The organism is Stenotrophomonas sp. (assembly GCF_035634915.1).
In the GTDB taxonomy this organism is placed as follows: Bacteria; Pseudomonadota; Gammaproteobacteria; order Xanthomonadales; family Xanthomonadaceae; genus Stenotrophomonas.
Window position 1 is genome coordinate 46,184 of sequence record NZ_DASQCB010000024.1, and the last position, 26,080, is coordinate 72,263.

General features: G+C 67.9%; 23 protein-coding genes. 12 read left to right on the forward strand and 11 right to left on the reverse strand.

What is annotated here, in order from left to right; all coding sequences use genetic code 11:
* Nucleotides 1-165: 165 nt before the first annotated feature.
* Complete coding sequence (locus tag VER16_RS18725) at nt 166-1,239, reverse strand: 3-deoxy-7-phosphoheptulonate synthase (protein ID WP_324810704.1); 1,074 nt, start codon at nt 1,237-1,239, stop codon at nt 166-168.
* A 257-nt stretch (nt 1,240-1,496) separates the two neighbouring features.
* Nucleotides 1,497-1,757: a hypothetical protein gene (locus VER16_RS18730; protein WP_324810706.1), complete on the reverse strand. Its 261-nt coding sequence runs from the start codon at nt 1,755-1,757 to the stop codon at nt 1,497-1,499.
* Between the two features lie 621 nt (nt 1,758-2,378).
* Here VER16_RS18730 and VER16_RS18735 point away from each other — a divergent pair.
* Nucleotides 2,379-2,738, forward strand: a complete 360-nt coding sequence (locus tag VER16_RS18735; protein WP_324810708.1) for a hypothetical protein — start codon at nt 2,379-2,381, stop codon at nt 2,736-2,738.
* A gap of 89 nt (nt 2,739-2,827) precedes the next feature.
* On the opposite strand, the gene VER16_RS18740 is transcribed toward VER16_RS18735, so the two are convergent.
* A complete protein-coding gene (locus VER16_RS18740) occupies nt 2,828-3,574 on the reverse strand; it encodes a DNA alkylation repair protein (protein ID WP_324810710.1) in 747 nt (248 codons plus the stop codon).
* Nucleotides 3,571-4,071: a MarR family transcriptional regulator gene (locus VER16_RS18745; protein WP_324810712.1), complete on the reverse strand. Its 501-nt coding sequence runs from the start codon at nt 4,069-4,071 to the stop codon at nt 3,571-3,573. Before VER16_RS18745 ends, VER16_RS18740 begins: the two co-directional genes overlap by 4 nt.
* Nucleotides 4,072-4,150: 79 nt before the next feature.
* Here VER16_RS18745 and VER16_RS18750 point away from each other — a divergent pair, with 79 nt between their 5' ends.
* Entirely contained in the window at nt 4,151-4,522 is a 372-nt protein-coding gene (locus tag VER16_RS18750; protein WP_324810714.1) for a hypothetical protein, read from the forward strand.
* Between the two features lie 142 nt (nt 4,523-4,664).
* Here the strand turns inward: VER16_RS18750 and groL are convergent, their stop codons facing one another.
* Nucleotides 4,665-6,314, reverse strand: coding sequence for a chaperonin GroEL (groL, locus tag VER16_RS18755; protein WP_006473018.1), 1,650 nt, complete (start codon nt 6,312-6,314; stop codon nt 4,665-4,667).
* A gap of 81 nt (nt 6,315-6,395) precedes the next feature.
* Nucleotides 6,396-6,683 (reverse strand): co-chaperone GroES, encoded by a 288-nt coding sequence (locus tag VER16_RS18760; RefSeq protein ID WP_079223700.1) that lies wholly within the window; start codon nt 6,681-6,683, stop codon nt 6,396-6,398.
* 322 nt (nt 6,684-7,005) lie between these two features.
* Here VER16_RS18760 and VER16_RS18765 point away from each other — a divergent pair, with 322 nt between their 5' ends.
* From VER16_RS18765 to VER16_RS18785, 5 genes are all read left to right on the forward strand, one after another.
* The gene (locus VER16_RS18765) at nt 7,006-8,817 is read left to right on the forward strand and encodes an endonuclease (RefSeq protein ID WP_324810716.1); all 1,812 of its coding nucleotides are present in this window, start codon (nt 7,006-7,008) and stop codon (nt 8,815-8,817) included.
* Nucleotides 8,818-8,884: 67 nt separating this feature from the next.
* Nucleotides 8,885-9,223: a divalent-cation tolerance protein CutA gene (gene cutA / locus VER16_RS18770; protein WP_079223704.1), complete on the forward strand. Its 339-nt coding sequence runs from the start codon at nt 8,885-8,887 to the stop codon at nt 9,221-9,223.
* Nucleotides 9,220-11,574 (forward strand): protein-disulfide reductase DsbD domain-containing protein, encoded by a 2,355-nt coding sequence (locus tag VER16_RS18775; protein WP_324810719.1) that lies wholly within the window; start codon nt 9,220-9,222, stop codon nt 11,572-11,574. Before cutA ends, VER16_RS18775 begins: the two co-directional genes overlap by 4 nt.
* The gene (locus tag VER16_RS18780) at nt 11,571-12,128 is read left to right on the forward strand and encodes a TlpA disulfide reductase family protein (protein ID WP_324810720.1); all 558 of its coding nucleotides are present in this window, start codon (nt 11,571-11,573) and stop codon (nt 12,126-12,128) included. Before VER16_RS18775 ends, VER16_RS18780 begins: the two co-directional genes overlap by 4 nt.
* 638 nt (nt 12,129-12,766) lie before the next feature.
* On the forward strand, nt 12,767-15,295 hold the full coding sequence (locus VER16_RS18785) for a sulfite reductase flavoprotein subunit alpha (RefSeq protein WP_324810722.1): 2,529 nt from the start codon (nt 12,767-12,769) through the stop codon (nt 15,293-15,295).
* Nucleotides 15,296-15,336: 41 nt separating this feature from the next.
* Here VER16_RS18785 and VER16_RS18790 read toward each other — a convergent pair whose 3' ends face one another.
* Nucleotides 15,337-17,874, reverse strand: coding sequence for a methyl-accepting chemotaxis protein (locus VER16_RS18790; RefSeq protein WP_324810724.1), 2,538 nt, complete (start codon nt 17,872-17,874; stop codon nt 15,337-15,339).
* 203 nt (nt 17,875-18,077) lie between these two features.
* On the opposite strand from VER16_RS18790, the gene VER16_RS18795 reads away from it, so the two are divergent.
* Nucleotides 18,078-18,914 carry an arylamine N-acetyltransferase gene (locus VER16_RS18795; protein WP_324810725.1) on the forward strand — a complete coding sequence of 279 codons (837 nt, stop codon included), beginning with the start codon at nt 18,078-18,080 and terminating at the stop codon, nt 18,912-18,914.
* 44 nt (nt 18,915-18,958) lie between these two features.
* Here VER16_RS18795 and VER16_RS18800 read toward each other — a convergent pair whose 3' ends face one another.
* Genes VER16_RS18800 through VER16_RS18810 form a run of 3 tightly spaced genes read right to left on the reverse strand, consistent with a single transcriptional unit; the run spans nt 18,959 to nt 21,080 of the window.
* The gene (locus tag VER16_RS18800; RefSeq protein WP_324810726.1) at nt 18,959-19,330 is read right to left on the reverse strand and encodes a VOC family protein; all 372 of its coding nucleotides are present in this window, start codon (nt 19,328-19,330) and stop codon (nt 18,959-18,961) included.
* Nucleotides 19,331-19,347: 17 nt separating this feature from the next.
* Nucleotides 19,348-19,986, reverse strand: coding sequence for a response regulator transcription factor (locus VER16_RS18805; RefSeq protein ID WP_324810728.1), 639 nt, complete (start codon nt 19,984-19,986; stop codon nt 19,348-19,350).
* Nucleotides 19,983-21,080: a sensor histidine kinase gene (locus VER16_RS18810; RefSeq protein ID WP_324810730.1), complete on the reverse strand. Its 1,098-nt coding sequence runs from the start codon at nt 21,078-21,080 to the stop codon at nt 19,983-19,985. The genes VER16_RS18805 and VER16_RS18810 overlap by 4 nt, the downstream gene beginning before the upstream one ends.
* Before the next feature lie 150 nt (nt 21,081-21,230).
* Between VER16_RS18810 and VER16_RS18815 the strand changes: the two genes are divergently transcribed.
* From VER16_RS18815 to VER16_RS18825, 3 genes are all read left to right on the forward strand, one after another.
* Nucleotides 21,231-21,653 carry a DUF2141 domain-containing protein gene (locus VER16_RS18815; RefSeq protein ID WP_324810732.1) on the forward strand — a complete coding sequence of 141 codons (423 nt, stop codon included), beginning with the start codon at nt 21,231-21,233 and terminating at the stop codon, nt 21,651-21,653.
* Nucleotides 21,654-21,679: 26 nt separating this feature from the next.
* Nucleotides 21,680-23,200 carry a carotenoid oxygenase family protein gene (locus VER16_RS18820; protein ID WP_324810734.1) on the forward strand — a complete coding sequence of 507 codons (1,521 nt, stop codon included), beginning with the start codon at nt 21,680-21,682 and terminating at the stop codon, nt 23,198-23,200.
* A gap of 63 nt (nt 23,201-23,263) precedes the next feature.
* Nucleotides 23,264-23,977 carry a transporter substrate-binding domain-containing protein gene (locus VER16_RS18825; RefSeq protein ID WP_324810736.1) on the forward strand — a complete coding sequence of 238 codons (714 nt, stop codon included), beginning with the start codon at nt 23,264-23,266 and terminating at the stop codon, nt 23,975-23,977.
* Between the two features lie 123 nt (nt 23,978-24,100).
* Here VER16_RS18825 and VER16_RS18830 read toward each other — a convergent pair whose 3' ends face one another.
* Nucleotides 24,101-25,039 carry an AEC family transporter gene (locus tag VER16_RS18830; RefSeq protein ID WP_324810739.1) on the reverse strand — a complete coding sequence of 313 codons (939 nt, stop codon included), beginning with the start codon at nt 25,037-25,039 and terminating at the stop codon, nt 24,101-24,103.
* Between the two features lie 93 nt (nt 25,040-25,132).
* Here VER16_RS18830 and VER16_RS18835 point away from each other — a divergent pair, with 93 nt between their 5' ends.
* The gene (locus VER16_RS18835; RefSeq protein ID WP_324810741.1) at nt 25,133-26,008 is read left to right on the forward strand and encodes a LysR substrate-binding domain-containing protein; all 876 of its coding nucleotides are present in this window, start codon (nt 25,133-25,135) and stop codon (nt 26,006-26,008) included.
* The last annotated feature ends 72 nt before the right edge of the window (nt 26,009-26,080 follow it).

The following is a 26,080-nucleotide window of genomic DNA, read 5'->3' on the forward strand; positions in this document are numbered from 1 at the left end:
CGTGGATCTACGGTTCACTCCACCCCGGCGATGTACCTGGCGCTGTCGCGCTTACGCAGCGCCAGGCGCATCGCCGGTGCGGACGGGTCGGTCTCCAACTCCGACCGACCCTGATCGCGGCCGCACCCCCGCAGGCGCTGGCCGCCATCCACACACGTGCCGCACTCAGGCGGCTTCAGACACCTTTACTTCACGGCGGGCGCGCACCGCAGCGGCCAGGCGCTGCAGCACCTGCACGGTGGTGTCCCAATCAATGCAGCCATCGGTGATGCTCTGGCCGTAGACCAGCGGCTGGCCTTCCACCAGTTCCTGGCGGCCGCCGACCAGATGGCTTTCCACCATCACGCCGACGATGCGCTGTTCGCCGTCTTCCAGCTGGGTGGCGATGTCCTCGATCACCTTCGGCTGGTTTTCCGGGTTCTTCAGGCTGTTGGCGTGGCTGGCATCGATCATCAGGCGCGTCGGCAGCTTGGCCTTGGCCAGCGCCTGGCAGGCGTCGGCGACGCTGGCCGCATCGTAGTTCGGCTGCTTGCCGCCGCGCAGGATCACATGGCAATCCGGGTTGCCGGTGGTGGACACGATGGCCGTGCCGCCCTGCTTGGTCACCGACAGGAAGTGGTGCGGGTTGGACGCTGCACCCACTGCATCGGCGGCGATCTTGACGTTGCCATCGGTGCCGTTCTTGAAGCCGACCGGGCACGACAGGCCCGAGGCCAGTTCGCGGTGCACCTGGCTTTCGGTGGTACGCGCGCCAATCGCGCCCCAGGCAACCAGATCAGCGATGTACTGCGGCGAGATCACATCGAGGAACTCGACGCCGGCCGGCAGGCCCAGCTTGTTGATGTCACGCAGCAGGCCGCGGGCAATGCGCAGGCCCTTGTCGATCTTGAAGCTGCCGTCCAGGTCCGGATCGTTGATCAGGCCCTTCCAGCCCACCGTGGTGCGCGGCTTTTCGAAGTACACGCGCATGACGATTTCCAGTTCGCCGGCCAGCGCATCGCGCAGGGGCTTCAGGCGCTGGGCGTATTCGATGGCGGCGTGCGGGTCGTGGATCGAGCACGGGCCCACCACCACGGCCAGGCGGTCGTCACGGCCGTGCAGGATCTCGTGCAGGGCCGCGCGCGAGGCGCTGACGGTGTCAGAGGCTTCATCGTCGCAGGGCAGCATCGCCAGCAGCTGGGCGGGCGGTGTCAGCGGTTCGATGGTGCGGATACGAAGGTCGTCGGTGTGCGGGGGCATTGCGGGGGTTCTCCGGAACGTTGGGGGTCCCCAGCGTGGCGACATGAAAAAAGCCGCCAGGTTCGCTGGCGGCTTTCGGGAATGCGTCTGAAGGTTTCTTCAGGGTGAGCGCAGTCCTTCCTCCGCCGTGGGCTTCGGAAAGTAATACCAATAAAAGTTGGCGTGGACGGCGTTCATGGGGTGTATTGATAGCACAGCTTCTGCGCAGTGCAAAATGTTTCATCGGCAACTGCGGGAGCTGTTCAGGCAGGCGCGCCTCAGCGTTTGCCGTGCACTTCCACATCCAGCAGCAGGCCTTCGTGGATGTCCACCCAGCGCTCCACCACGCGGTCCAGTTCCTTCTGCGCCTCGTCCAGCTGCTCGGGGTTGAGCAGGGATCGGGCGGTGTAGAGATCGGAGACGAGCTGCCGCAGGGTGGATTCCAGGATGGCGACCGACGGCCCTTCCAACCCGGGCAGCTGCAACGCCGGGCTGTCGCCAAGGCTTCCGTACAGCGTGACCTGGAGCTTGCTCTGCATGATCGACTTCCCTGCGGGTGGACATGGGCAGTCGTCATGTTTACCCGGAATCGGTGACAGACGCATGTGCCGGCGTGAAACGGCCCGGCGCGGGTACTTCCAGCAGCCGTACGAAAAGAGCGTCAACGTTGAGTGGCAGCCGGTGCAAGTATTCGGGACTTCCACCTGCAGGTAATTCAATCAGGGCAATGTAGTTGCGTTGTCGCGATTGAACCGCGTCATCGCATGGCAGGTGACGCGCCCGTGAGTTGTCGGAGGCGAAGTTCAACGGCGGCAAACAGTTGGCAGAACACGGGCTTCGCAGGCGTTGGGCGTATGCAATAATTCGCGGCGCTTTTTGAATGTCGCAGTCGCCCTTCGTGTTCTGCGCGAGCATGTGCACTAGATGGATTGCCACCGAAAAAGGGTGGCCGGGTCTGGAAGCCCGTGCAACAGAAGGAACGATTGCCAGCCGGCGCCGGGTGTTGCGGCGCCGGCTGGCATATCGTCCGCGGTCCATGGCGGGCGGTGCGTGGGGACCCTAGGGTCCACCGGTTTACTTCTGTTTCCCGGCTTCCAGACACGTACCGTCCGCCACCTATTCCGGTGGCGCTGCCGTCTTCTCTGTACGGAGCACACGCCATGAACGCAAGACACGTCCCCTTCCCGGGCCGCAACCACGGCGAGCCGGCCAACGCCGACGACGCCGCGCCCGATCCCTATAGCTTCATCGCCACTCTGCAGCGCATCGGTGCCGGGTGTGGCAGTGATGACCGCCCATGGCCCGAACCCAATCTGCCTATCGGCCGCCGCATCCAGCTGGCCGATGGCGATTGTGCGCTGGCCGGGCTGCGCATCCTGCACGAAATGCTGCTGGCCGCAGAGCGCAGCCGCCAGCATGGCGGGCACGAACATGACGTTGGTCCACGCGTGATGGAGGGGCTGATGATGGCCTGTCTGGAACTGGGTACGCATGCGGCAGAGCGGGTGAGGCCGCGGTAGCCAGGCATTGGCGGAAGACTGGGGAGCCGCCGGGCATGGCCCGGCGCTGCCTTGTTGCGTGGGAGGCTTCATCCACGCATGGCGTGGATCTACCTGGGCGTGCTGAGCGAGCGTTGGGCGCGCTTGCGGATGTACGCGTTTGCTGCGCTGCTGTGTTCGTGTTGCCAGCGCGCGCAGAGATCGCGCACCCACTCGGGTTGTGTCTTGCTGGCATCGTTGAGCCAGTTGCCCACAGAGTCCTGCACGTAACGTTCGGGGTCGTTGGCCAGGGCGTCCAGCAGCGGAAGTGCGTGCTGCGGTTGTTGTTTGAAGAGCGCGATGTGGGTGGCCCACACACCGCGCGGGCGCAGTGCTTCGCAGGCGAAGCGACGAAGGTAGGGCGAGGCTGCGTCTATCCAAGGCAGCAGCAGCGTCAGCGCCTGCAGCGGCGCGGCTACGAGGTCGGCGCGTACCGCCAGCCATGCCCATTCGCGCACGCCGAAGTGCGCGTCATCGGCCAGTGGCTGCATCGCCTGCAGCTTCTCGGTAAGGCCCAACGTGGCATCACTACCGATGAGGTAACAGGCCCAACCGCGCACGGTGTCTGAGGGATGCGGCTGCCAGTGGATGACATCGCCCTGCCCCGCTTCGCGCAGCAGTGTTGCCGCCAGGGCCATGCGCTGGGTGATGCCCTTGCTGGCGGCATCGCGCATGCGCTGCACGGCGGCCTCTGGCAGCGTCGCAACCGTCTGCAGCAAGGTTGCGAAGTCCACCGCAAGGCACTCGGCCAGATGCGTGCTGGCGACCAGGCCGGTGTCGAGTTCGTGCTTCCGCGCCGCGCTGATGGCCTGACTCACGGCGTCGCGTCTTGGCCGCTGTCGGTGTGCTGCCAGACCTTGGTCAGCAGCTTCGAGAGCTGCGCCTGCTCACTGGCATCCAGGCCATTGAACAGTCCACCGATCCACTGCGTGTGCTGGTTGAACAGTTCCTCGGCCAAGCGCTTGCCGCGTGCGGTCAGCACGATCTGCAGGCGGCGGCCGTCTTCGGCATCGTGCCTGCGCTGCAGCAGATCCTCACGCTGCAGCCCGTCCAGCAGACCACTGATGGTGGCGCGGGTGACGCCTGCGCGTTCGGCCAGCTCGTGCGGGGGCAGTGTGCCGCCGGCGCCATGCAGCAGGAACAGCACGATGAAGCGGCCTTCGCTGAGACCATGCGGTGCGAGACGTGAGGCGCAGTCGCGGTCGATGGCGGTGGAGAGGGAAAGCAGCTGGAAGCACAGGCGCAGCTGCGCCAGGTTGGCGTGGCCGCGACGGGCGGCTTCGTCGATGAGGGCGGTGTGTTTTGCTTCCAGCATTGCGGCCACCGATGTGATTAGGCGGCTAATCATAAATTGGAGGGAGGCGGATTCCAAGCCGGTAGTGCTTCATCCACGCATGGCGTGGATCTACTGGGCGCCGGATCCGGGCGGCGCGGGATTTACGCGACCTTGGCGGGCGGCGCAGTATAAGAACCAGACACTCGTCTTTCTGGACCGTCGCATGACCCCTTCGCAAGCTGAAGCCATTGCCACCGCCGTGATGCAGCCCGACGACCGGCGTGCCGAGATTGCCGCACGCCAGCAGGAGGAGATGCAGCAGTTGCAGCGGCAGCGCAAAGCCGTGGCCATCGGGATGGTTGGGATGGCGGCGGGGGCGTTGATTGCCTACCAGTCGGGTCTGCCTTGGGTGAAGGGGCTGCTGTATGGCGGTGTGCCGACGTTTTTCATCGCCAAGGTCTGGTTGGATCGGCGCGCGTTGCGCGGTTGAGGCCGCGCGCGGTTCATCCACGCATGGCGTGGATCTACTGTGGGATGCGTCGCGCGGTTTCGTCCACGTATCGCGCGATCCGCACCCACAAAAAAACCCCGCCTTTCGGCGGGGTTCTTCATTGCATCGGTAGCGCGGGGACTTAGAAGTCCATGCCGCCCATGCCACCCATGCCGCCCATGCCACCGGCGCCACCCATGGCCGGCTCGTCCTTCTTCGGAGCTTCGGCAACCATGGCTTCGGTGGTGATCATCAGGCCAGCAATCGAGGCAGCGTTCTGCAGCGCCGAACGGGTCACCTTGGTCGGGTCCAGGATGCCGAACTGCAGCATGTCGCCGAACTCGCCGGTAGCGGCGTTGTAGCCGAAGCTGCCGGTGCCTTCCTTGACCTTGTTGATGATGACCGACGGTTCTTCACCGGCGTTGGCCACGATTTCGCGCAGCGGGGCTTCCATCGCACGCAGGGCGATCTGGATGCCGTGGTTCTGGTCTTCGTTGGCGCCCTTCAGGCCAGCCAGCGAGGTGACCGCACGGACCAGGGCAACGCCGCCGCCCGGGACCACGCCTTCTTCAACGGCTGCACGGGTAGCGTGCAGGGCGTCGTCGACGCGATCCTTCTTTTCCTTCATTTCGATTTCGGTCGAAGCGCCGACCTTGATCACGGCAACGCCGCCGGCCAGCTTGGCCACGCGTTCCTGCAGCTTCTCGCGGTCGTAATCGGAGGAGGTGTCCTGGATCTGGGTCTTGATCTGGCCGACGCGTGCGTCGACGGCAGCCTTGTCACCCACGCCATCGATGATGGTGGTGTTTTCCTTGGAAACCTGCACCTTCTTGGCGCGGCCGAGGTCCTTGATGGTGGCCTTTTCCAGCGACAGGCCCACTTCTTCGGAGATCACGGTGCCGCCGGTCAGCACGGCCATGTCTTCCAGCATCGCCTTGCGACGGTCGCCGAAGCCCGGAGCCTTGACGGCCACGACCTTGACGATGCCACGGATGGTGTTGACGACCAGGGTAGCCAACGCTTCGCCTTCGACTTCTTCGGCGACGATCAGCAGCGGCTTGCCGGCCTTGGCGACGCCTTCCAGCACCGGCAGCAGGTCACGGACGTTGGAGATCTTCTTGTCGTGCAGCAGGATGAACGGGTCATCCAGGTCAGCGGTCTGCGACTGCTGGTTGTTGATGAAGTACGGGGACAGGTAGCCGCGGTCGAACTGCATGCCCTTGACCACGTCCAGCTCGTTGTCCAGGCCCGAGCCTTCTTCAACGGTGATCACGCCTTCCTTGCCGACTTCCTTCATCGCGTCAGCGATGATCTGGCCGATCGACTCGTCCGAGTTGGCCGAGATGGTACCGACCTGGGCAATCGCCTTGTCGTCGGCGGTCGGCTTGGAGATGTTCTTCAGTTCGGCAACGGCGGCCACGACGGCCTTGTCGATACCGCGCTTCAGGTCCATCGGGTTCATGCCGGCGGCCACAGCCTTGGCGCCTTCGCGGATCAGGGCCTGGGCCAGCACGGTGGCGGTGGTGGTGCCGTCGCCCGCGTCGTCGTTGGTGCGGGAAGCGACTTCCTTCACCATCTGCGCGCCCATGTTCTCGAACTTGTCAGCCAGTTCGATTTCCTTGGCGACGGACACGCCGTCCTTGGTGATGGTCGGAGCGCCGAAGCTCTTTTCCAGCACGACGTTGCGGCCCTTCGGGCCCAGGGTGGCCTTGACGGCATTGGCGAGAACGTTGACGCCGCGCACCATGCGCGAACGGGCGTCTTCACCGAAACGAATATCCTTGGCAGCCATTGCGATTACCTCGATGTTTGCGCCGGGCCGGGCCCGGCGACGAATAGGGATGTCTTACAGGAAAGCAGGTCGCGCCGAGGCTCAGCCGATGATGGCGAGCACGTCGTCTTCGCGCAGGACCTTGTACTCGACGCCTTCGCTCTTGTACGAGCTGCCGGCGTACTGGCCGTAGATGACCTTGTCGCCAACCTTCAGCGACGGAGCGCGCACGGTGCCGTTGTCCAGGGCCTTGCCCGGGCCGACGGCCACGACTTCACCCTTGGTGGACTTTTCCTTGGCCGAATCCGGAATGACGATGCCACCGGCGGAGATTTCGTCGGCTTCGATCGGCTTGACCACAACGCGGTCGTGCAGCGGCTTGATGCTCATGAGAGACCTCTTAAGTTATTGATTGGTCTGAAAAAGTCTGGCGATGTTAGCACTCACCCAAGGCGACTGCCAGCATTGCGCGTGAAAAAGCCCGACAGGTCGGGAGCAGGACAGAGATGGAGCTGCCCCGAGGCCTTTCAAGCCCTGCCCCGGAAAATTTTTCGTCGACGCGCTGCGGCAGCGAAATGACGGTTGGACGGGCACGTTCCCGCATTTTTGGTGACGCACGTCGCAGTGTCAGATATCTGGCGTTCAGTTACGACAAAGTGTCATCCGTTCGGCTTTAGGCTCGCCCGGCATTCCCAATCACAAGGAGTAGTCGATGCGATTGCTGTCCCCGCTCGCCGCCGCCTGCCTGCTGGCGCTGGTCGCCGCGCCGGCCCAGGCCGAGGTCTTCATCAACGAACTGCACTACGACGACAGCACCCCGGCCGGTGATGTCGGCGAAGCCATTGAAGTGGTCGCCACCGCCGGCGAGGACCTGTCCGGCTACCGCCTGTACCTGTACAACGGCGCCAACGCCTCGGCCGCCGTGGTCTACGACAACAAGCCGGTGCCGGCCGGCAGCGCCGCCGGCTGCGGCAGCGCCACGATTGCCGTGGTCACCTACCCGACCAACGGCCTCCAGAACGGCCCCAACGACGGCATCGCCCTGGTCGACGCCAGCGGCAAGGTGGTCCAGTTCCTCAGCTACGAGGGTGCCATCACCGCCTCCGGTGGCCCCGCCGCCGGCATGACCAGCCAGAACATTCCGGTTGCCGAAACCAACAGCACCGCCCCGGGCACCTCGCTGCAGCTGACCGGCAGCGGCAGCCAGTACGCCCACTTCACCTGGGCCGAGTCGGCCGGCGAGACCTTCGGCCGCTGCAACAACAACCAGACCTTCAGTGGCGGTGGCGGCACCCCGGGCGGCCCGAACACCCCGCCGTCGGTGACCACCACCACCCCGGCGCAGGGCAGCAGCACCTTCCCGGCCGCAGCCGATCTGGAAGTGGTGTTCAGCGAGACGGTGACCCTGGCCAGCGGCGCCTTCGCCCTGAGCTGCGGCAGCTCCGGCAGCGTGCCGCTGACGTTCCCGGGCAGCGGCAGGACCGTGAAGCTGTCGACCAACACCGCCCTGGTGGCCGGTGAGGCGTGCCGCTTCGACATCCGCGCCGCGCGCATCACCGACAACCAGGGCGCGCACCCGGCCGCCGACAGCCGCATCGCTTTCACCGTGGCCAGCACCACCGGCAACCCGGACCCGGGCAATCCGGACCCCGGCACTCCCGGCGCACCGGAGGGTTACTACTCCAGGGTGAACACCTCCAGCCCGAGCCAGCTGCGCTGCTCGCTGCACGAGACCATCAAGGGCCACACCGCCTACCCGTACAGCGGTTCGGGCACCAGCACCTGGACCATCCTGGAAATTGCCGACGAAGACCCGAACAACAGCGGCAAGATCCTCGACGCCTACCGCAACCACAGCTACACCAAGGTGAGCGGCCGGGCGGGCACGGGCAGCGGCCTGACCTACAACCGCGAGCACACCTGGCCGAACTCGCTGGGCTTTGCCAGCACCACCGGCGACAAGGGCTTGCCGTACGCCCCGTACACCGACACCCACATGCTGTACCTGACCGACGCGCAGTGGAACGCCGACCGCGGCAACAAGCCCTTCGGCAAGTGCGATGCCAACTGCGGCGAGCGCGCCACCGAGGCCAACAACGGCCAGGGCGGCGGCAGCGGCGGCTACCCGGGCAATTCCAACTGGGTGCGCACCCCCGACGGCAACACGGGCACCTTCGAGGTGTGGGGCAAGCGCAAGGGCGACATGGCACGTGCGGTGATGTACATGGCCATCCGCTATGAGGGCGGCAAGGATGCGGCCACCGGCCAGTCCGAACCGGACCTGGAACTGACCGACGACCGCAGCAAGATCGTCAAGACCAGCAGCTCGCCGGCCTACATGGGCCTGTTGTCGACGCTGATCGACTGGCACCTGTCCGACCCGCCGGATGATGCCGAGCGTGCCCGTAATGACGTGATCTACTCGTTCCAGGGCAACCGCAACCCGTTCATCGACCACCCGGAGTGGGCGACCCCGGGCCTGTTCACCTCGGCAAAACCGGCCACCTGCCAGCTGGCCAACTGACCGCGCAACGCAGCGGTCCATGCCGCCGCCGGGCCCTGACCCGGCGGCGGCCCTATACTCGGCGGTCATGTCGACCGTCGATCCCGTCCTGCTGCTGTTGACCACCTGCCCGGACCGGGCCAGTGCCGAGCGCATCGCGCACGCGCTGGTCAGCGAGCGCCTGGCTGCGTGCGTCACCCGCCTGGAGGGGGCACAGTCGACCTACCGCTGGCAGGGCGACGTCATCACCGACGCCGAACTGCAGTTGCTGGTGAAGACCACGGCGAGCCGCGTCGATGACGCCATCGCCCGCATCGTCGAACTGCATCCGTATGAACTCCCGGAGTGCATCGCGGTCGAAACCCGGGCCGGCCTGCCGGCGTATCTGGACTGGATCCGGGCGCAGACCCGGGAGGACACCGATTGATGAAGTTGTTTGCTCGTGGCGCCGCGCTGTGCGCCCTGCTGTGGCTGGCCCTGCCGGCCTTCGCACTGGATGAGAAGGACCTGCTGCCGGTCGACCAGGCGTTCGCCCTGACCGCCAGTGCGCCCGAACGAGGCCAGATCCAACTGCAGTTCAAGATCGCCCCCGGCTACTACCTCTATCGCCACCGCACCAGCGTCAAGGCCGACCCGGCCTTCAACGCCGGTGCGCTGCAGATGCCGGCCGGCAACAAGCACCACGACGATTTCTTCGGCGAGGTGGAAACCTACCGCGAGCGCCTGCAGGCCACCCTGCCCGGCGCCCCCACCGATGCGGCCGGCACCATCAGCCTGGAAGTGCGCTACCAGGGCTGCGCCGACGCGGGCGTGTGCTACCCGCCGCAGAAGCGCGTGGTGCAGGTGACCCTGCCCGGTGGCGGTGGCCAGGCCGCCGTGCCCACCGCGCGCGCCACCGGCGTCACCCCCTTCAACAACCCGCTGGCCGGTACCGGTGGCGGCCTGCGCCTGCCGGGCGCGGGCAATACCCAGGCACTGCCGCTGCCGTCGGAACAGGCCTTCGGTTTCGACGCCATCGCCAGCGACGGCAATACCCTGCTGCTGCGCTTCAGCCCTGCACCGGGTTACTACCTCTACCGCGACCGCACCTCGCTGAAGCTGGAAGGCAGCACCGGCGTGCTGGCCGACAAGCCACGCTGGCCGGCCGCACAGTCGCACCGTGATGAGCACTTCGGTGATGTCTCGGTGTACTTCAACCAGGTGGAAGTGCCGCTGCCGCTGCGCCGTACCCGCACCGACGCCGTGGACAGCACGCTGGTGGTGACCTTCCAGGGCTGCCAGACCGATGGCATCTGCTACCCGCCGATGACCCGCCGGGTGAAGCTGTCGATCCCGGCCGGCACGTTGACCGCCGCCGGCACTGCCGCTGCGGCGGCGGCACCCACCGCGACCGCTGACCGCCTGCCTGCGGAGGCCGACGGCACGCCGCGGCGCCTGCTGCCGACCGTGCCGAACAGTCCCACCGACGCCGACAGCGTCAGCACGGCCGGTACCCATGCCTTCGCCGCCGATGCGCAGCAGGACAACGGCAAGCGCACCAAGCCGCCGGGCAGCGTGCCCAGGACCGACAGCTCGCTGCTGTGGGTGCTGCTGCTGGCGCTGGGCGGTGGCCTGGTGCTGAACCTGATGCCCTGCGTGCTGCCGATCCTGTCGCTGAAGGTGCTGAGCCTGGCGCAGAGTGGTGAAAGCGCCGAGCGCGCCCGCAGCCATGCCATGTGGTACACGCTGGGCGTGCTGGTGGCCTTCGCGGTGATCGGCGCGCTGATGGTGGGCCTGCGCATGCTCGGCAATGCCGTAGGTATCGGCTTCCAGCTGCAGCACCCGGGCGTGGTGGCCGCGCTGGCCTACATCATGTTCGCCGTTGGCCTGAGCCTGTCCGGTGTGTTCACCATGGGCGGTGGCATCGGCAACTTCGGCCAGTCGCTGGCACGCCGCAGCGGCCCGGCCGGTGATTTCTTCACCGGCGTACTGGCGTGCGTGGTCGGCAGCGCCTGCGTCGGTCCGTTCTTCGGCCCAGCCGTGGCCTATGCCTTCGTGGCCCCGCCGATCGCGGCAATGCTGGTGTTCCTGTTCCTCGGCCTGGGCCTGGCGCTGCCGTTCCTGCTGATCGGCTTCGTGCCGGCGCTGGCCCGTCGCCTGCCCAAGCCGGGCCCGTGGATGGAAACGCTGAAGCACGTGCTGGCCTTCCCGATGTACGCCGCCGCCCTGTGGCTGCTGTGGGTGCTGGGCAAGCAGCGCGGCGTGGACGGCATGGCGTTGGCCCTGGGCGGCCTGCTGTTGCTGACGGCTGGCCTGTGGCTGTTCGAGACCAGCCGCTGGCGCAGCCGGCGTGGCGCCAGCCTGCTCGGCCTGCTGCTGGCCCTGGCCGCACTGGGCCCGGTGTGGGGCGTGACCCAGCTGGCCGCGCCGACGCGTGCGGCCCAGGCATCCAGCGACAACGTGGTGGACTATTCGCCGCAGATGCTGGACCGCCTGCGCGCGGACAACCGCGTGGTGTTCGTCAACATGACCGCCGACTGGTGCGTGAGCTGCAAGGCCAACGAACGCGCGGTGCTGTCGCGTCCGGAGTTCAAGGAACTGCTCAAGCGCACCAACGCGGTGTACATGCGCGGTGACTACACCAATGTGGACCCGCAGATCACCGCGTTCCTGGACGAGCACAAGGCCGTGGGCGTGCCGCTGTATGTGGTGTACGGCCCGGGCGCACCGCCGACCGTGCTGCCGACCCTGCTGAGCCAGGCCCTGGTGGAAGAAGCGCTGCTGCGCACCGCCCGATGAGGTGGCAACGGCCGGCACTGCTGTGGACAGCGGTGCTGGCCGCCGGCCTGGGCCTGTGGGCCGGGCACCGGTTGACGCCGACGCCTGCGCCACCGGCTTCAACACCTGCTGATGTGAAGCCTCCGATTCCTGTCCTGCGCCCCGGTGATGTCCTGCCGGCGCTGGTGCTGCCTGGCGTGGACGGACAACCGCTGGATATCCGCCAGCGTTTCAGCGGCCGGCCGCTGCTGGTGAACGTGTGGGCCAGCTGGTGCGGGCCCTGCATCGAGGAAATGCCCGAGCTGGCCCGCTTCGCCGAAGCGCAGGGCGAGCACGGTGTGCAGGTGCTGGGCTTGGCGCTGGATACGCCGGAGGGCGTGGCTGATTTCCTGCAGCGGGTGCCGGTGGGTTACCCGATCGTGCTGGACACCCCGGGCCCACGCGATGCCAGCGTACAGCTGGGCAATGCGCAGGGGCTGCTGCCGTACAGTGTGCTGTTCGATGCGCAGGGGCGGATGGTGAAGGCGAAGCTGGGACCGTTCGCGCACGGCGAGATTGCAGGCTGGGTGGAGTAGGTTTTTTTGCAGGGCTTGCAGCCCTGCACCTGCTCAACGTCAACGTCAACGTCAAAAGCGGGCATTCCGTGGAATGGCGGGGCACTGTGGGTGTGGGTAACGGCGACTGCTGGAACGCTCGGCTTTTGGTAGGTGTCGACCTTGGTCGACACGCTGCTCCTGTCAGATATCGAATGAATTCATCCGTGTCGACCAAGGTCGACACCCACCAGAGCAGAAGGTCGACACCCACGAGAGCAGAATGCCGTTCCGACAGATCGCGGAAAACTGTCGAAGGCGGGGTGGGTCCGGTGGCAGGGGCGTGAGCGCCATGGGCCCGAGGCATGCCTCGGGCGGGTTGGGCAGGACGCCCAACCCCGGCCTTGCCGTGTGCGCAGGACAGCGCACACGAGCAAGGCGCGACCGAGCCTCCATGGACGGATTCACGGCGTCCCCTGCCACCGGACCCACCCCGCCATCCCACGGAAAGCCAGCTTTTGAAGTTGACGTTGCTGTGGCTTGAAGCGGGTGCAGGGCTGCAAGCCCTGCAATAAAACCCTCCTTGACCACAGCCCGTCCGCCCCCGGAGAATTACGGGATTAATTCTCATTTGCTGTTGCGCAGGATGCGGGCGGCAGCCTCGACGGCCTCTCTCCCCGATGTTCAAGAACGTCCTGTTCCAACTGCACTGGCTGCTGGGCATCACGGCCGGCACCATCCTGGCCATCATGGGCCTCAGCGGCGCCACGCTGTCCTTCGAGGATGAGCTGCTGCGTGCCGCCAACCCCGGCTTCGCCGCCATCGCCGAACATCATGCCGAGGGCCAGCAGCCGCTGGCGCTGAGCGAACTGGTGCCACTGCTGCAGGCCGGCAGCGAGCGGCCGCTGCAACGCCTGCGCGTGGACGCTACCGGCCAGCGCCCCTCGGTGGCGCGCTTTGCTGGCGGCAAGGACCACTGGGTCTACTTCAACCCCTACAACGGCGAACGCTTCAGCCACCTGCGTGGCCAGGCGTTCTTCGATTTCGTCGAAGACCTGCACCGGCACCTTGCGGCAGGTGAACGCGGCAAGGTCGTGGTCGGCAGCTGTGCCATCGCTCTGCTGTTCTTCGCCCTGTCCGGCCTGTATCTGCGCTGGCCGCGCCGCTGGTGGCACTGGCGCAGCTGGCTGGTAGTGGAATGGAAGCGCAGCGGCCGCGGCTTCCTGTGGAGCCTGCACTCGGTGATCGGCACCTGGGTACTGCTGATCTACCTGATGAGTGCGCTGACCGGCCTGTGGTGGTCGTTCGACTGGTACCGCAGTGCCGCCAGCAGTGTGCTCGGCGTGCCTGCGCCGGCCAAGCACAAGGTGGATGCCGAGGCCGTGCTTGATCTGCAGCGCGTGGAAGAGACGTTGTACGCGCAGCCTGGCGTGCGCAGCGGCTACATCGACCTGCGCCTGCCGGAAAAGCCGGGCCAGGTACTGAATGTGCGGGTGATGGCCGGCGACCCTGCCCTGCGCGGCGGCGGCCACGACCGCGCGCAGGACCTGCTGCAGCTGGACCCGGCCAGCGGCGCGCTGCTCGATGCGCGACCCTATGAAAGCCAGGGCACCGGCGCCAAGCTGGCCACCAGCATGTTCGCGCTGCACTCGGGCAGCTATTTCGGCCTGCCGGGCCGCGTGGTGGTGATGCTCAGCAGCCTGGCGATGTGCCTGTTCTTCATCACCGGCTGGATGCTGTACCTGGACCGCCGGCGCAGCCAGCGCGCGGCACGTGCGCTGCGGCAGACCCTGCCTGCGGCGCAGGACGGCGGCGGCGAAGGCACGCCGTGGCGGGTGATCCATGCCAGCCAGAGCGGCCTGGCTGAACAGCTGGCCTGGCGCGCGGCGGCGCAGCTGCAGGCCGCCGGGCACCCGGTACAGGTGCTGCCGCTGGCGCGGGTGACCGCCGCGCTGCTGCAGGACAGCCCGCAGGTCCTGTTCGTGCTCAGCACGTTCGGCGATGGCGAACCACCGGACAACGCGCGCCGTGCTTCGCGCCAGCTGCTGGCCCAGCGCGTGGATCTTTCGGGCCTGCGCCATGGCGTGCTGGCGCTGGGAGATCGGCAGTACCCGCATTACTGCGCGTTTGGCGCCGCGGTCGACGCGTGGCTGGCCGGCAACGGTGCGCAGCCGCTGTTCCCGCGCATCGACGTGGACGCCGCCTCGGTGGGGGCATTGCGCCAGTGGCAGCGCGAGCTGAGCGCATTGACTGGCATCGACACCGATGACAGCGTGCTGCCGCCGGCCACGCAGATGCATGACTGGCAGCTGCTGGCACGCAGTGAATTGAACCCGGGCAGCCTGGGCGGCGCGATCTGGAAGATCCGGCTGGCGCCACCGGCCGGCACGACCTGGCAGGCCGGCGACATCCTGCACATCGCACCGCGCAACAGCGTGCAGCACGCCACGGCGGTGCTGCAGGCGCATGGGCTGGACCCGCTGCAGCCGCTGCTGCTCGACGGCACCACACGCACGCTGCTGGAACTGGCAGGCGAACGCGCGCTGCCCGACGAAGGGGCCGCGCTGCCGGTACAGGACGCCGCGCTGTGGCTGGCCGGCCTGCCGGCGCTGCCGGGGCGCGAATATTCCATCGCCTCGTGCGCCGCCGATGGTGCGGTGGAACTGGTGGTGCGCCTGGTGCACGACGCTGCGGGCCGCGCGGGCCTGGGCTCGGGCTGGCTGTCGCTGCATGCGCCGCTGGGCACCCGCATTGCCGCGCGCGTGCACCGCAACCCGGGCTTCCATCGCCAGGACGGCGCGCCGATGGTGCTGGTCGGCAACGGCACCGGCATCGCCGGCCTGCGCAGCCTGCTGCGCGAAGCCGCGCAGCACGACCAGCATGGCCATTGGCTGCTGTTCGGCGAACGCCAGCGCGCGCACGACCAGTTGTTCGCCGAGGAGATCGCGCAGTGGCAGGCCGGGGGCCATCTGGCCCGCGTGGACCTGGCCTTCTCGCGTGATGCCGACGGCGGCGGCTACGTGCAGCACCGTCTGCAGGCCGCTGCGGCGGAACTGCAGGCGTGGCTGCAGCGCGGCGCGGTCATCCACGTGTGTGGTTCGCTGCAGGGCATGGCCGAGGGGGTTGACCAGGTGCTGCGTGCGACGCTGGGCGATGACGAGGTGGAAGCGCTGCTGGAGAACGGGCGCTACCGCCGCGACGTGTATTGAGTGCTTTCGCCGGGCATGGCCCGGCGAAGGCGATCAGACCCTCACGCCGCCACGCGCGACTGTCGCTGCGGCTGCAGGCGGAACGCCGATACGGCTTCGGCCAGTGCCTGCACCTGCGCCTGCATCTGCGCAGTCGATGCCCCGGCCTCTTCCACCAGGCTGGCATTGCGCTGGGTGCTCGATTCCATCTGCACGATGGTCTGGTTCACCTGGGCAATGCCCGCGTGCTGGTCCTGCGATGCGCTGCGGATGGCGGTAAGCAGTTCGGCCAGCTGCTGCACGCTGCCGACGATCTCGCCCATGGTGGTGCCCGCCTGTTCGGCCTGCACATTGCCCTGGCCGACGCGGGTGACCGAATCTTCGATCAGCCCCTTGATCTGCTTGGCCGCCTCGGCGCTGCGCTGGGCCAGCAGGCGCACTTCAGAGGCCACCACGGCGAAGCTGCGTCCCTGCTCGCCGGCACGCGCGGCCTCCACGGCGGCGTTCAGCGCGAGGATGTTGGTCTGGAAGGCGATGCCGTCGATCAGCTGGGTGATGTCGCCGATGCGCCGCGAGGCCTCGCTGATGCCGTGCATGGTCGCCACGACCTGGCCCACGGCCTGGCCGCCGCGTGCGGCCACTGCAGCCGCACCCTGCACCAGCGCATCAGCGCGGCCGGCGGCATCGGCGTTGCGGCCGACGGTATCGGTCAGTTCGTGCATCGACGCGGCGGTCTCTTCCAGGTTGGCCGCCTGCTGCTCGGTGCGCTGCGAGAGGTCATGGTGGCCGGCAACGATCTCGCCCACACCCACATCCAGTCGCGAGGTGGCCTGCTGGATACGGGTGACGATGCGGCCGAGCTGGCCGACAGTTGCGTTGGCATCGTCACGCATGCGCGCGAAAACACCCTGCAGATCGCCCTCCATGCGTACGCTCAGGTCGCCGCGGGCCAGTGCCGCCAGCAGCGTCTGCAGATCGCCCAGATTGGTTTCGAAGGTTGCCAGCAGATGGTTGATGCTGGTGGACAGGGTACGCACGAAGCCCTGCTTGCCCTCCAGCGCGATGCGCCCCTGCAGTTCACCGTGCGCGGCCGCGTCAACCAGCGCAGCCACTTCGGTTTCCAGCAGGGTTTCCAGCGCGCGGCTGCGCCATTCCACCGCCACGCCAAGGAAGTGGTCCTCATCGATGATCGCGTTGGCGATCAACTGGTAACGCACGCCCAGGTGATTGATCTCGTGCTCCTCGCGGCGGCGCACGCCGGCCAGGCGGGTCATTGCCGGGTGCAGGCGCACGGCTTCGCTGCCAACCAGCGTGTCTGCCTGCATGCCCAGCAGCTGCAGCAGGGCGGGATTGGCATAAGCCACCCCGCCTTCCGCGTCGATCACCATCAGGCCGGTCTGTGCACTGTCCAGTGCCTGGCGCACACGGGTGTTGCCGCGGGCTATCGTGCGCTCGTCCTCGATGCGTGCGCGCAGGCGCTGCTGCATGTCGATCAGGCGCTGCGCCAGCTGGCCGATCTCATCGTTGGCGTTGTGCACGCGCAGCGTGGTGTCCAGGCGATCGTCAGCGATGTCACTGGCGAAGCGCAGGGTGTCCTGGATCGGCCGGCGTACTGCACGCAGCACCAGCACCAGACTGGTGATCAGCACGCCCGCCACCAGGGCCAGCGTTGCGGCGAACAGCACGCTCATGGTGCGTGTACCTGCCTGCTGGCGTGCCTGTGCCTGGGCCAGCGCCTGTACCTGGGCCTTCTGGAAGGCGGCCAGTGCAGGCGCCACGCCGGCGGCCGTTTCCAGCAGCGACTGGGCTTCCACATCCAGGCCGACGCGGGCGGCGGTGTAGCCCAACAGCGCGGCCTGGTAGGCATCCATGTCGGTGCGAAGGCTTTCCTGCGCCCCGGTCGGCAAGCCTGCCAGCGCCAGGTCGAAGGGCAGTTTCTCTTCACTGGCACGGTCGGCATGGGTGGAATCGCCGTCGAGCAGCAGCAACGCTTCCTGCCGGCGCATCTTCTGCACGTGCAGGTCCAGCGCCGGACGCTGAAGTGCGGTCACGTTCGCCTGCAGCGTATCGGCGGCCTGCTGCAGCTGCGCGGCCAGGCCCGCGTCGCCGCGGCCCATCTCATCCACGCGCTCGAACAGCGCGGCGATGCCCTGCGAGAAGCCGTCGACCGCTTCGGCCAGCGACTGCAGCGCCTTGCGCCGGCCGGCATCCATCGGCATCGCGCGCAACGCCTGCAGATCCTGCTTCAGCTCCTGCTGGGTGGCCAGCAGCTGGCTGCGGTCGGCATCATCGAAACTGCGCGCATACTGTGTCTGCAGGCGTCGTGCCTCCGCCACGCGGGTGGCCAGCGCCGCGGCCAGATCGCTGCCGTGCTGGTAGCTTGCCTGGCTGCGGGCGGCCTGTGCGCTGCTGTGGCCGGTCCAGGCGTAGACGCCGGCAATGGCGACCAGGCCCAGGCCGCAGACCCACAGGGTGGCCTTCAGCTTGTCGGCCACGCTGAGCCGGTGCGGCTGCAGCCAGCGCAACAGGCCGGGAAACGCCGAGCGCAGCCCATCGAAGTGGGTGCGCAGGGACCGGAGGCGGACAACCACGGTCGACATGACAGACTCCAGGCAAAAGGACGCACCTGTATCGGCCTGGCTCAGCGGGACTTTAGAGCTATTTTCGAGAACTGCCACTGGCGGCGCACTTGCGGTCTTTGTACCGGCCGCAGGCGACGGGGCGATGACACCGGCGCCCTGCTCTTGACCTCAACCCCGGTTGCGGTTGCACAGTAGGTGCCCCTGACCCGCCTGGTGCCGTCATGACCACGCTCGATATCCGCCGTTACCTGCAGCGCCTGCAGCTGCTGGACGCGCCGCCGGCCACCCTGGCCGGGTTGACCCTGCTGCAGCAGCGCCACAACGCCCATGTGCCGTTCGAGACCCTCACCTGCCTGCTGCGCGATGCGGTGCCGATCGACCTGGACAGCGTGCAGCGCAAGCTGCTGGACGCACAGCGCGGGGGCTACTGCTTCGAGCTGAACGGCGCCTTCCTTGCGCTGCTGCAGGCGCTGGGCTTCGATGCCCTTGCACTGAGTGCGCGTGTGCTGCTGTCGGCCGGCGAGGGCGAACTGACGCCGCGTACCCACCTGTTGATCCGGGTGCGCCTGAACGGCGAGGACTGGCTGGTGGATACCGGCTTCGGCAGCCTGACCCCGACCGTGCCGCTGCGCCTGCAGGAAACAGCCGCGCAGGACACGCCGCATGAACGCTACCGGCTGCAGCGCCTGGATGACGGCGACTACCTGCTGGCGGCCAGCAGCGGTGACGACTGGCGGTCGCTGTACCGGTTCGACCTGACGTCGCCGGCGGCGGCCGACAACGAGGTGGGCAACTGGTATGTGTGCACGCACCCGCACTCGAGTTTCCCCGGGGAACTGCGTGCTTCGCTGACGTGGCCGGAGGGGCGGCGCACGATGGGCAGCGGCAACTACACCGAGTACCCCCCGGGCCAGGCGCCGCAGAAGCGTGCGCTGCGCGATGTGGCGGATGTGCGGCAGGTGCTGCAGGAGGGCTTTGGCGTGCGGCTGCCGGACGATGCGCGGCTGGACCCGGCCATTGCCGGGTGGCTGCAGCGGTGGCAGGCGACGGCCGGGTAGCGTTCCAGACAAGCCGAGCGTGGGCTCAGCTCTACCGATGGGCGTCAAGCCACTATAGGTGCCTGCATGGCGATGCGGTTGCCTTCACTGTCGGCGATCTCCGCCACGCGCCAAGCCCCTGCCTCGGCGGGGCCGAATCGCAGCGCGGCACCCGCGTGCAACGCACGGGCAAGGCTGGCATCGAGATCCTGCACACCGACATAGATGCGCGCGCCCCGCTCGGACGGCAGATAATCCGCGCCGTGGACCAGCGCCATGCTGGCACCGCCTGCATCGTCGTCGAACGGCAGGTACGCCATCGTGCAGTCGTGCACCTCCACCGGGGCATCGATTTCCACCTGCAGCCACTGCTGGTAGAACGCGATGGCGCGGGCCAGGTCGACCACCGGAATCTCGACGTGCATGATGGGGTTCATCGCCGCACCATACCGCTTCAGATGATGCGCAGGGTAATCGCCTTCAGCACCGCGCGGGTGCGGTCGCGGGTACCCAGCTTGTCGAGGATGGTGGACACGTAGTTCTTCACCGTGCCTTCGGCCAGGAACAGGCTGCGCGCGATTTCCTTGTTGCTGTAGCCACCGGCCAGCAGGCGCAGGATGGCCACTTCGCGTTCGCCGAACGTGTCGCTGGGCGGCGCCTCATCGTGGAAGCGGTAGCGCGAGCGCACCGGCTCGGTACTCACCGGCAGCAGCAGGGTTTCGCCAGCGGCGACGCGCTCGATGGCTTCGCGCAGGTCGGCCGGCGCTGCATCCTTCAGCAGGAAACCCTGTGCACCCGCTTCGCTGGCGCGCAGCAGCAGGTCGCTTTCATCGAAGGTGGTCAGCAGCAGGCAGGGCGTGGCGTCGCCGCGCGCTCGCAGCTGGCGCAGTGCCTCGATGCCATCCAGGCCGGGCATGCGGATATCACTGAGCACCACGTCCACCGGCTGCGTGGCCAGCGCATCCAGCAGTGCCTGGCCATCCTCGGCTTCCAGCACCACCTGCACCCCCAGGCCCTGCAGCAGCGCGCGCAGGCCGGCGCGGACCAGCGCCTGGTCATCGGCCAGGGCGACACGGATCGGTGCGCCGCTCATGCCGGCAACCGCGCGATCAGGTGCATGCCACCCTGCTCGGTACGGGCCAGCTCGAGCTGCCCCTGCACATCGGCCAGGCGCTCGCGCATGCCGGAAATGCCGTTGCCCTCACGGATGCGCTCGGCGCGCTGTCCGTCATCGCGGATATCGATACGCAACCGGGAGTCCTCTTCCGTCATCGTCAGCCACACAGTATCGGCTTCGCCATGCCGCGCGGCATTGGTCAGCGCTTCCTGCACCAGGCGCAGCACCGTCTCGGCCGTGCGCGGATCGGTGACCCGCACGCCCTCGGCAATCTGCAACTGCAGGCGCGGGCGCGGGAACGGCGCGGCCAGCGCATGCAGGGCGGTGTCCAGGTCCAGGCCACGATCATCGCGCATGGATTGCACGACCTGGCGGATGTCGGCCAGCAGTTCGCCGGACAGCTGTTCGGCAGTCTGCAGGCCCTCGCGCCCGGCCAGCACCGGATCGGCGGCCAATGCGCGCAGATTGAGGCGCATGGCGGTGAGCTTGTGCCCGGCCACGTCATGCAGTTCGCGCGCCAGGCGCAGGCGCTCGGCATCGCGGGCACTGTCGGCCAGCAGGGCGCGGGTGGCCAGCAGATCGGCGTTGACCCGGGCCAGATCGTCGCGGGCCAGTGCGGTGCTGCGCGCGTAGTGCGCGGTGAGCGCGGCGAACGCCTGGAAGCCGCCGTACAGCATCGCCACCAGCAGCGGCTGGTTGAACCCGCTGTGGCGCAGCACGGCGTACTCGGCCAGATTGGCCAGCAGGGCGATACACAGCACGAAGCGCGGTGGCCAGTGTTCGGCCAGCTGTGCGACCAGCACCACCAGCAGTACCGGTGCGGTACCGATGCGTGGCTGCAGGGCGATCAGGACCACTGCCAGCACTGTCTGCGCGATGGCAGCGACAGCACGGACCCGCATCGGCAAGGCCGCCCAGCCGTGCACCACGAACAGCAGCAGGAACACACCGAGCAGCAGCAGGCTCAGGCCCGCATCGGCGCGGCCGGCAAAGGACAGGCCGACCACCAGCACGGTCACCATGCCGGCGAGGCTGAGGGGGCGCATCAGATGGCGGAGCAGGCTGGGCATGGCCGCATGCTGACCGGCGCGGCCCCTGCCGGCAATGGGTCCGCTGCAGAAAGTGACTTCTGGCACGTCGGATCGGTGACCACTGGCCCTGAACCCGGGGAGGCCCCCGGCGCAGACTGGCCCCACACACACCGCACCGGAACCGACGCCATGATCCGCACCGCCCTGACCTGCTCCCTGCTCGCCGGCCTGCTGCTGGCCGGTACCGCCCACGCGGCCGACCTGACCGTCAACGTGCACGACATCCGCGCCCAGACCGGCACCCTGCGCGCCGCCCTGGTGTCCTCCGACGAGGCCTGGAACGGCAAAGCCGCACCGGTGCAGGCGCAGCAGGCACACCCGCAGGGCGACACTCTGCACTTCACCTTCAAGGATCTGCCGGCCGGCAATTACGCCGTGCTGCTGACCCACGATGAGAACGACAACGGCAAGCTCGACACCAATCTGGTCGGCATGCCGGTGGAAGGCTACGGTTTCAGCAACAATCCGCAGGTGATGCGCAAGCCCACCTTCGAAGAGGCGCGCTTCGCGGTGCCCGCCGCCGGTACCGCCATCGACATCACCCTGCGCTGATTTTCCCACCTGCACCGAGGCCCGCCATGGATCGTCGCCGCTTCCTCCGCACCCTGATCAGCAGCACTGCCGGCTTGGCGCTGGGTGCCACCGCCCTGCGCAGCGCACCGGCCTTCGCCAACGACCCGGCGCAGTTCGCCCAAGGGCTGCAGGAACATCCGTGGCTGCTGGGCTGGCGTGGAGTGAGCAGCGAAACGCTGGGCCCAGCCACCGTGCAGTTGCAGGGCCGGCTGCCGGCCGGGCTGGCCGGTACTCTGTACCGCAATGGCCCGGCCTGGAGCGAGCGCGGCAACCTGCGCTACGACCACTGGTTCGACGGCGACGGCATGGTCCACCGCTGGCACTTCAACGGCGACGGCAGCCTGACCCATCGCGCACGCATGGTTGCCACGCCCAAGTTCACCCGCGAGCAGAAGGCCGGACGCTTCCTCTACCCTGCAGCCGGCACCAGCGTTCCCAACGCACAGGCGGTGCGCAACAACGATGACGCCAACGTGGCCAACACCTCGGTGATGGCGCTCAACGGCCGCGTGTTTGCCCTGTGCGAGTCCGGCTCGGCATTCGAGGTGCACCCCGACTCGCTGGACACGGTCGGCCCGGTCACCTGGCGCCCGGATCTGGCGGCACTGCCGTTCTCGGCGCACCCGCTGGTGGACCGCGATGGCAGCCTGTGGAACTTCGGCTCGATCAGCCTGATGGGAGGCGCTGGCCTGCTGGTCTGGCACATCGGCAAGGACGGCCAGCTGCGCAGCGCCGATGTGATTGCCACGCCCGGCCGCGGCTACCTGCACGCGTTCACCATGACCGACCAGCATCTGGTGTTCGTACTGGCACCCTTCGACTTCAATGAAAGCGGCGGCAGCTTCTTCGAACGCATGCAGTTTGCCCCGCAGCGCGCGGCCAACATCGCGGTAGTGTCCAAGGATGCACCGGACAAGGCGCAATGGTTCGAAGCCCCGTTCGCGGCGATCTACCATTTCGGCGATGCACACCGCAGCAGGGACGGCATCGTGGTGCGCGCCGTGCGCCGAGACAACATGGATGAGGCGCGTTCGCCGATGAAGGAAGCCATGGCTGGTGACGGTGCGCATGCCACCAACGGCCACAGCAGCCTGGTGGAACTGCACCTGGACCTGCGCCGTGGCCAGGCGCGCTGGCAGGACACCGGCATCAACACGGTGGAATTCCCGCTGTTCGACCCGCGCACGCCCGACAGCCGAGGCGCGCGCCTGTACGCACCCACCGTCGATGGCACCAGCAACACGCCGTACTTCAATGCGGTGGCCGCCTTTGACGTCGACCGTGGCCGCCGCCAGGTGTGGCGCTATGGCAGCGACATCATGGCCGAGGAACATGTGTTCGTACCCCGCCCCGGCAGCCGCAACCCGGACGACGGCTGGCTGGTGGGTACCCTGCTGGACCCGGTGAACCAACGCAGCGGCATTGCTGTGCTGGACGCGCGCCACCTGCAGGATGGGCCGGTGGCCCAGGCGTGGCTGCCCTATGCGATACCGCTGGGCTTCCACGGCACCTTCGTGCAGGCGTGAGCGCACGCGGAACGCACGCTGCTGCTGGCATGCTGGTCTCCCCGCGTTCTTCCGGAGCACTGCATGCCCTTGTCCGACCATCGCCAGGCGCTGGCACCGTACGGCCATCTGCGGGTCGCCATCAATCTGGGCAACCCGGTGCTGGCCCAGGGGGATGCACGTTCACCGCGCGGGCCATCGCTGGAACTGGCCACGGCGCTGGCGCAGCGGCTGGGTGTGCAGGCGCGCTTCACCTGCCACGATGCGGCGGCTTCGGTCGTGGCTGCGGCTGCTGACGATGGCTGGGATCTGGCGTTCCTGGCGGTGGATCCGGCGCGTGCGGCCTGCATCGCCTTCAGTGCGCCGTATGTCGAGATCGAGGGCACCTATCTGGTGCGCGCAGCCAGCCCGGCGCGCAGCGTGGCCGATCTGGACCGCGAGGGCGTGCGCATCGCGGTGGGCCGTGGCGCGGCCTACGACCTGTACCTGAGCCGCGAGCTGAAGCACGCACGGATTGAACGCGCCGCAACGTCGGCGGCGGCGATCGAGCTGTTCGACCAGCAGCAGCTGGATGCGGCGGCCGGTGTACGCCAGCCACTGCAGGCCTGGGCACAGGCACACCCGGGCCATCGGGTGCTGGCCGACCGCTTCACCGCGATCCAGCAGGCCGTGGCCGCCCCGGCCGCGCGCCCGGCGGATGCACTGCAGGCGCTGTTTGCCGAGGTGGAGGCGATCAAGCGGGGGCCGTTGCTGGGTGAAGCATTTGCGCGGGCCGGCCAGGCGGTAACGCTGTTGTAGCGTCGAGCTTGCTCGACGGAAGTAGAGCCGACGTGCGGCGGCGTCCACCTTTGTAGAGCCGAGCCCATGCTCGGCTGCCGTGTGCAGGGTTGCTGCGAACAGCAGCCGAGCGTGGGCTCGGCTCTACAGCCGCAGCAGCGCCAGGCAGGCAGTCACCGTCAGCAGCGACAACAGCGTGGTACCCAGCACCGTGGCCGCCGTAGTCGATGCCTCACGGTGGTGGAACTCGGCCAGCATGAACGGCCCGGTGCCGGTAGGCAGCACCGCCATCAGCACCGCTACATGCACCAGGGCCGTCGGCAATGCGAACACCTGCGTGGCCAGCAGCCACACCAGCAAGGGATGCAGCAGCAGCTTGAGGCCGCCCAGCAGCAGCGCGCTGCGGCCACTGCCCGGCACCGGGTTGCGGCGCTCGCCCAGGAACAGGCCCAATGCGATCAGCGCGCACGGCGCCGCGGCACCGCCCAGCAGCTTCAGGAAGGTCTCCACCGGTGCCGGCATCGACAGGCCCAGCGCCATCGGCAGCACACCGGCCAGCGGGGCCAGCAGCAGCGTGTTGCGCAGCAGTGATCGCGCCACCTTGGCCAGCAGATGGTGCAGGCGCTGTTCGCGCTGCAGGCCGATCTCGATCAGCACGATGGCGGCGGCGAACAACACGCACACCGTCAGCAGCGTGGCCACCAGCGTCGGCGCGAGCGCCCACGGGCCGAGCGCGGCCACTGCCAGCGGAAAGCCGACGAAGCCGGTGTTGGCGTAGGCGGCGTTGAGCCCGTCGATGCTGGCATCGGCCAGCGCGTGGCCACTGCGTCGGCGCCACCAGACCGTGGCGGCAAACAGCAGCGCCGTCCCGCCACCGAAGCTGGCGATGAACCCCGGTTGCCACAGCTGCTGCCAATGCGCATTGGCCACCACGTCGAACAGCAGCGCGGGCAGCGCCAGCTGCACCACGAACCGGTTCAGCTCGCTGGTCGAATGCGGCCCCAGTGCACCACTGCGGCGCGCCAGCCAACCGGCGAAGATCAGCGCGAACACGGGAAGGACGATGGCCAGGACAGACAGCATGGGCGGCAGGGCGTGAGGGGATGCCGCGCAGGCTACGCGCCCCCATCGATACCTTCCAATGCTTTTGGCGGGCGTCAGCGATACCATTCGCGCATGATCGACATCCGCCCGCTGCGCTACTTCCTGGCCGTCGCTGAGACCCTGCACTTCGGCCGCGCTGCCGAACGGCTCAATGTCACCCAACCGCCGTTGAGCCGGCAGATCGCCGCGCTGGAGGAGACCCTGGGCGTGGTGCTGCTGGAGCGCGACTCGCGCCAGGTTCGCCTGACCGCCGCCGGCCAGCGCTTCCAGGAGGACGCGCAGGCGGTGATGAATGCGCTGCAGCAGGCCTGCCATGCCGCCCGCCAGGTCGGTGCCGGTGAGCTGGGCGAACTGCAGGTGGGCTTCATGATGCACGCCGCACACAGCTCGGTGCCGCCACTTGCGCGCCGCTTCATTGCCACCCTTCCACAGGTGCAGTTGCGCCTGCGCGAGGCACTGCCGATGGCACTGCTGGACGGGGTGCGCTCGGGCGCGCTGGATGCGGGTATCGGTTTCGCACCGGCTTCGCTGCGCGGGCTGGAACTGCTGCCGCTGCAGGAAGAGCCCTTGTGCGTGGTGGTACCGGCGGACCATCGGCTGGCCCGGCGCCGTAGCGTCGATATCACAGCGTTGGCCGGCGAGGCGCTGATCACCGCGCCTGCCGATGTCGTGCCGACCCTGCGTGAGGCCATCGAGGCGAGCTTCCACGCTGCGGGTCTGCAGGCCGATGTGCGGCTGGAAGTGCAGCTTCAGCAGAGCATCGTCAGCCTGGTGGGTGAAGGGCTGGGTGTTGCGCTGGTACCGGCCTCGCTGCAGCGCATGGGCATGCCCGGCGTGTCCTTCGTGCGCCTGAAGGACGCGCCGCGCGTGCAGCAGGTGGTGTTCTGGAAGGCGGACAACCGCAATCCGGTGCTGCCGCGGTTCCTGGCCTGCGTGGTGGATCGGTAGAGTCGAGCTTGCTCGACTGCTTCTGGCGCTTCGGTCGAGCAAGCTCGACTCTACAAAGGGCGAAGAGCAGCC

Bases quoted from the DNA above. Each gene is read 5' to 3' on its own strand.
- VER16_RS18830 (WP_324810739.1), bottom strand. From the start codon at position 25,039: ATGCTGTCTGTCCTGGCCATCGTCCTTCCCGTGTTCGCGCTGATCTTC.
- VER16_RS18730 (WP_324810706.1), bottom strand. From the start codon at position 1,757: ATGCAGAGCAAGCTCCAGGTCACGCTGTACGGAAGCCTTGGCGACAGC.
- VER16_RS18835 (WP_324810741.1), top strand. From the start codon at position 25,133: ATGATCGACATCCGCCCGCTGCGCTACTTCCTGGCCGTCGCTGAGACC.
- VER16_RS18790 (WP_324810724.1), bottom strand. From the start codon at position 17,874: ATGTCGACCGTGGTTGTCCGCCTCCGGTCCCTGCGCACCCACTTCGAT.
- VER16_RS18760 (WP_079223700.1), bottom strand. From the start codon at position 6,683: ATGAGCATCAAGCCGCTGCACGACCGCGTTGTGGTCAAGCCGATCGAA.
- VER16_RS18735 (WP_324810708.1), top strand. From the start codon at position 2,379: ATGAACGCAAGACACGTCCCCTTCCCGGGCCGCAACCACGGCGAGCCG.
- VER16_RS18815 (WP_324810732.1), top strand. From the start codon at position 21,231: ATGATCCGCACCGCCCTGACCTGCTCCCTGCTCGCCGGCCTGCTGCTG.
- VER16_RS18805 (WP_324810728.1), bottom strand. From the start codon at position 19,986: ATGAGCGGCGCACCGATCCGTGTCGCCCTGGCCGATGACCAGGCGCTG.
- VER16_RS18785 (WP_324810722.1), top strand. From the start codon at position 12,767: ATGTTCAAGAACGTCCTGTTCCAACTGCACTGGCTGCTGGGCATCACG.
- cutA (WP_079223704.1), top strand. From the start codon at position 8,885: ATGTCGACCGTCGATCCCGTCCTGCTGCTGTTGACCACCTGCCCGGAC.
- VER16_RS18810 (WP_324810730.1), bottom strand. From the start codon at position 21,080: ATGCCCAGCCTGCTCCGCCATCTGATGCGCCCCCTCAGCCTCGCCGGC.
- VER16_RS18780 (WP_324810720.1), top strand. From the start codon at position 11,571: ATGAGGTGGCAACGGCCGGCACTGCTGTGGACAGCGGTGCTGGCCGCC.
- VER16_RS18750 (WP_324810714.1), top strand. From the start codon at position 4,151: ATGGCGTGGATCTACTGGGCGCCGGATCCGGGCGGCGCGGGATTTACG.
- VER16_RS18745 (WP_324810712.1), bottom strand. From the start codon at position 4,071: ATGCTGGAAGCAAAACACACCGCCCTCATCGACGAAGCCGCCCGTCGC.
- groL (WP_006473018.1), bottom strand. From the start codon at position 6,314: ATGGCTGCCAAGGATATTCGTTTCGGTGAAGACGCCCGTTCGCGCATG.
- VER16_RS18795 (WP_324810725.1), top strand. From the start codon at position 18,078: ATGACCACGCTCGATATCCGCCGTTACCTGCAGCGCCTGCAGCTGCTG.
- VER16_RS18800 (WP_324810726.1), bottom strand. From the start codon at position 19,330: ATGAACCCCATCATGCACGTCGAGATTCCGGTGGTCGACCTGGCCCGC.
- VER16_RS18725 (WP_324810704.1), bottom strand. From the start codon at position 1,239: ATGCCCCCGCACACCGACGACCTTCGTATCCGCACCATCGAACCGCTG.
- VER16_RS18765 (WP_324810716.1), top strand. From the start codon at position 7,006: ATGCGATTGCTGTCCCCGCTCGCCGCCGCCTGCCTGCTGGCGCTGGTC.
- VER16_RS18820 (WP_324810734.1), top strand. From the start codon at position 21,680: ATGGATCGTCGCCGCTTCCTCCGCACCCTGATCAGCAGCACTGCCGGC.
- VER16_RS18825 (WP_324810736.1), top strand. From the start codon at position 23,264: ATGCCCTTGTCCGACCATCGCCAGGCGCTGGCACCGTACGGCCATCTG.